Origin of the sequence: Dyella sp. (assembly GCF_036568765.1) — a bacterium.
Classification (GTDB): Bacteria; Pseudomonadota; Gammaproteobacteria; order Xanthomonadales; family Rhodanobacteraceae; genus GSA-30.
Genome location: NZ_DATCRY010000141.1, coordinates 1 through 5080 on the forward strand (window position 1 = coordinate 1; position 5080 = coordinate 5080).

Consider the following 5080-nt stretch of genomic DNA (forward strand, 5'->3'; position numbering starts at 1 on the left):
GGCGTGATCCTGCCGCTGGTCGACAAGGTACTGGACTTCCAGTTCTCGGGCATGCAGGGTCGCGGTATCGGTCGCTACGGTAGCGCGCAGCTGCCTGACGTGACCTTCCGTCCGAATGGCTCGATCGCTCCGATCAAGGAAAACATGCTGCTGGCCGGCCTGACGCTGCATGCGACGCCGGATTGGGATATCTACGCCTTCGGCGGCCGCGAACGTCAGGATAAGGAAGCTTTCAATTACAACGGTGTCGCACTGGGCTGGGGTAACCCGCTTTACAGCAACGCCGGTTGCAACATCGAAGGCGGTAGCTGCGTGGGCAACACCAAGGAAATCTGGCAGGGCACGCTGGGTTTCTGGTGGAAGTTCTACCAGGGCAAGTTCGGCCGCGCCCAGTTCGGTGCGCAGTACTCGCATACCGAGCGCGAATCGTTCGAGGGCGTTGGCGGCTCGGCGACGGGCAAGGAAGACATGTTCTTCACCAGCTTCCGTTACTACCCGTTCTGAGTTTCACGATTATCGGAAGGGAGTTCGACCCAGGGATGGAAAAACGGCGGGCATTGCCCGCCGTTTTGCTTTTCTGGAGTATGTGGCTTGCTACAAGTGTTCACCCCCTTCCAGCTTTCTCACGCTACGTGGCGAATGAGCTCTCTCTCTTGTTTACAGGGGAGGGTCGGGGAAGGGGGAACCTTGCCTCAGTGCAACATGGCTATCGCCTTATACGCCAGCATCCTTCAGCGCCTTCAACAACACCTGCCAATCCGTCGGTCGCATGTGCATGCCAATCATGCGCAGCCCGTTCGTCGGAATCGGCGTCGCTTCAACGGATTTTTTCACCTCCAACAACGACTCAGGCTGCACTAGCGCGCCATTGGGCCCGAGCGGCATCACCATTTCCCCGGTATGCAGCAGATGCGCATCGGCGATCCAGCTCATTTCCATGGGTTGCTCGCCTTCGCTTACGGGATAAAGCACGATCGCATTGTGTCCATGGCCGATAATGGTTGCCTTGGATACCGGTCGGATGATGGGCTTGACCGGATGCTTGGCGAGTGCGTCGGGTACGAGGGTACGCGGTGCATTCAGCATTGCGCGGATCACCGCCTCGTTGCGATCGCGTACGTAGATCGGAATGCCGCGCGCAGCGTATTCGCGCACGCCGGCGACATGCCAATAGAACGCGGTAGAGGTAATCAGTGCCTTGACCGGCACGCCGGGAAAACGCCGCGCCGCTTCGTCGAGTACCTTGCGCGAATAACCCGTCGAGATAGGTGCATCGATGATGACCAGGCCGTCGTCCTGACGCACGATGGTAGTGAACCAGGAGCCAGGTATCTGCACGATGCCGGGGGCGATTTCCGCGATCGGCGACTTCGGGTCCGGGGCTCGCCCGATCGGTTGGCCCAGGGTCACATCGTCGAGCGTGGCGTGCGATACGGCGACGGTGGTCTCCGGCATCGCGAACCCATCCGCTTCAAGGCTCGCTAACGGACGCACGTCGCTGCGCACGGCCGTGCTCAAAAGTACTCCGTTACGGAAAAGATCCGATTGCACCGGGTAACGTATGCCCTCGAATAACGCGTAATTCATCCATTCGGTACGATCGACCAGATCGCCCATGGCGTTATAGGCGATATCCACGCTATTGGCGCGGATCATTGCAATCTTGGTTTCGACAGCGCTGGGCAGGCCGGTGGCCGCGTCAAGGAACACATGCACCGGGTAGCGACCCGCATGAAACGAAACGACATGCTGCGGAATACCGTGCGGCGATGCATCGGCGTCACGCGTCAAATCGTTCGCGGCTTCAGCCGCGAGTAGTGCGCTGATGGGTTCGTCTAGGTTCCATGCTGGCGGCGCTTCGTCGCGCGTGGTCATGGGGGGCCGCGTTGCGATCACCAGGTCTGTGCGCTCTTCGGTCGGTGTAAGCAAGACTCGCGTGTGCATGGACGAGGGAGCCGCGCCTGCACTGAGCTGAGTCGTATCGGTCAGGCGTCGATGGCCTTGCAGATCGTCGAGCACGGTGGCGTGAGTGGCGCCCTCGAAAACGTAGGGCGCATCGGCATGATCGAACTCGACGATATCCCAATTCGCACCGATAGTCTCCGTGCGTAGTGCGGCGATCTTATGCAGGTCGTGGCTTTGCCCCATGGCTTTGAGGGCCTGGGAGACCAGGGCGCGGGCGTCGGCATCCACTGCGTGGGCCGGCTTGCCCAGCGACAAGCCGGCGGCGATAGCGAAGGAGAGCTTGAGCAGTGCGGAAGATCGCATCGTTGACCTCTATGGAAGGCACCCCTGTCCACGGGTCGAGGATCTGCTCAACGACTTTTGATGACCGTGCGAGGCGACGGGCCAGCCTGCGGCCTCCTGGGCGCAGGCGCACGGCATTTGGGATAAGCGGCACCCTGGCCGTGCTCAACGGCGTCTGCCGCCATGCCGGCGGCGGACACCGTATGCCCTGGCTTTATCGTTTGGTGATTTGCGTGTCTTTTGCGGAAGCTTCCCATCCGCCGCCAAGCGCGCGGATCAGGTCCACGCTCGCCTGTAGCCGGCGTGTACGCACTAGCTCAGCCGTGCGTTCGGCCTGCAGGGCGGTCGTTTGCGCACTGACCACGTCCAGGTAGCTCACTACGCCTTCCTTGTAGCGATTGGTTGCCAGCGTCTGCGATTCGTTCGCGGCAGCCGCTGCGGCATCTTCCTGCATGGCCTCACGGCCGAGCTCTTGTAGCAAGCTCAAATTGTCTTCGACTTGCTGGAAAGCACTAAGCACGACCGCCCGGTATTGACCGGAGGCTGCGTCGAGCTCGGCGCGTGCCTGCGCCACGCGCGCGCGTCGCAAGCCGCCATCGAACAGGCTTAGCGACGCCAGCGGCCCGAGTGCCCAGAATCGGTTTCCGGCAGCAAGCAGGTTGCCCTGACCGACATCCTGCCAGCCGATGGCCGCGCTCAGGCTCAGCGTCGGGAAAAACGCTGCCCGCGCTACGCCGATGTTGGCGTTGGCAGCAAAGGTGCGTCGCTCGGCGCCGGCGATATCCGGCCGCCGTTGCAGTAACGTAGATGGAACCCCTAACGGTATCGCCGGAACTGTCATGGCCGATGGCGAAGGCGGTACCGAAAAGCCCGATGCCGGTACGCCGACCAATGCGGCGATGGCGTGCACAGTCAAGGCGCGTTGCGCGCGGAGTTCCGATGCCTGCGCCTGGGCGTCGGCAAACTGTGCGTCGGCGCGTGCGACATCCAGGCCCGAGGAAACGCCGCCTTCCATGCGTTGCCGCGTCATATCTCGGCCCTGGCCGTAGGCGTCGAGCGAATCCTGCACGATGCGCGCCTGCACATCGTAGCCGCGCAGGCGGATGTACAGGTCGGCCAGTTGTGCTTGCAGGCTGAGCCTGGCGGAAGCCAGATCGGCGGCGGAAGCATCGCTTTCGGCCGTACCCGCCGCGACGGCGTTACGGATACGTCCCCACAAGTCCAGCTCATAGCCGGCCGCGAATTCCAGAGTCTGGGTGTCGTATTCGTTCGGCTGGTTGGCACCGCGCAGCGGGCGATTGTTCGATTGGCGATCGTTGGTCGGGCTGGCCAATACGCCAGCCTGAGGCAGCTGGCTGGCATGCAGCTGTTGTTCGAACGCACGCGATGCTTCGTAGCGTGCCAGCGCTACGGCGATATTGGGATTGTTTGCATTGAGCTGGTTTTCCAACCGGTCCAACGCCGGATCGGCGTAGACCTTCCACCAGTCGCCGCGCGACGCGGTGTCGGCAGGATCGGCTGTTGTCCAGCCATCGGGATGAGCCGCCCCCGCATAAGCGTCCGGCAGGGCGCCTACGCTCGGTTGGTGGTAGGTCGGTGCCAACGAACAGCCGCTCAATCCCAGCAGTAATGCCAGCGGCAGGAGGCGTCGTACACGATCAACGGGCCTTGACATGCGCACGCTCGTCTTTTGCCTGGGTGGCGATCTGCACCGAGTCGCCTTGCATCAGCGAATCGGAAGGGTGGTCGACGATGCGGTCGCCCGGCACAAGACCATGGTCGATCTGCAGCTTGTCACCGAGGTCCATTGCAATATGCACGTCGCGAAGCACGACGCGATTGTCCGGCCCGACGACGGCAATCTGCGGTCCCGCGGCACGAAATAGCAGCGTTGTGGCGGGTACGGTCACGGTATTGGCGGGGGCGGCAAGCGGCAGGCGGACCTCCGCGAAATCGCCGGGCAGCAAATCCTGTCGCGGATTGTCGACCTGGAACTGTGCCAGCAACGTGCCGGACGATTGATTGATCGCGCCCGAGTTACCGATCAAGGTGCCGTCCACCGTTTCGCCACCGTGTCCGAGCACCAGCAGCTTGACCTTCATGCCGGGTTTGACCGAAGAGGCATAGCCCTGCGGGACTTCCGTGTAAAGACGCATCTTGTTGGTATCGGCCACGGTAAATAACGGCTTGCCGCTGTTATTGGCTGCGATCAGGTCGCCGATGTCGGTATTGCGTGCCGTGACCGTGCCATCGAAGGGGGCGACGATGCGCTTGAACGACTCCAGCGCCGCGATGCGATCGACATCGGCCTTCGCAGCCAGTGCGTTGGCCGTGGCAGTCTCTGCCTCGCTGGCTTTTTCGTCGGATTCCTGCTTGGACACCGATCGCGACTGCAGCAGGTTCTGCCAACGTTTGGCGGTTGTTTCGGCCAGGCGCACATTGGCCTGTGCTCGTGCCAGCTCGGCCTTGGCTTGTTCGTATTGCTGGTCGAGTTCCGGCGTATCTATCACCGCCAGCACGTCGCCCGCCTTGACCTTGTCGCCGATATCTACGTTCCACTGCTTGAGGTACCCGCTTACGCGTGCGTGGATCGGCGTGCTGATCCACGCGTCGAGATGTCCGGGCAATGTCATGCTTTGCGCGTCCGAGTTCAGTGTGGCTTCGATGACCTGCACGCTGGGTGTGAGCTGCGCGTCGGTCCATTGCGTGAGGTTGCGCGATTCCACGGCACGAACAGACAAACAGACAGCGACGGCTGCGAGCGCCAGGCCAAGGCCGATGGCAATGACCAGGCGCAGCCGCGGTGCGCGCCCCGGCAGGGCAGCGGCGGGGG

The 5080-nt window shown here is 62.4% G+C and carries 4 protein-coding genes; 1 reads left to right on the top strand and 3 read right to left on the bottom strand.

Annotation, left to right across the window (positions count from 1 at the left end):
- On the top strand, window positions 1-504 hold a 504-nt coding region (locus VIM98_RS10190), incomplete at its 5' end, for a hypothetical protein (RefSeq protein WP_331992994.1).
- Between the two features lie 210 nt (window positions 505-714).
- Here the strand turns inward: VIM98_RS10190 and VIM98_RS10195 are convergent.
- The 3 genes from VIM98_RS10195 to VIM98_RS10205 form a co-directional block, all read right to left on the bottom strand.
- Window positions 715-2268 (bottom strand): hypothetical protein, encoded by a 1554-nt coding sequence (locus VIM98_RS10195; RefSeq protein ID WP_331992995.1) that lies wholly within the window; start codon window positions 2266-2268, stop codon window positions 715-717.
- Window positions 2269-2461: 193 nt separating this feature from the next.
- Window positions 2462-3922: an efflux transporter outer membrane subunit gene (locus VIM98_RS10200; RefSeq protein WP_331992996.1), complete on the bottom strand. Its 1461-nt coding sequence runs from the start codon at window positions 3920-3922 to the stop codon at window positions 2462-2464.
- Window positions 3906-5080: efflux RND transporter periplasmic adaptor subunit (locus VIM98_RS10205; protein WP_331992997.1), on the bottom strand; the 1175-nt coding region annotated here is incomplete at its 5' end. The genes VIM98_RS10200 and VIM98_RS10205, both read right to left, overlap by 17 nt.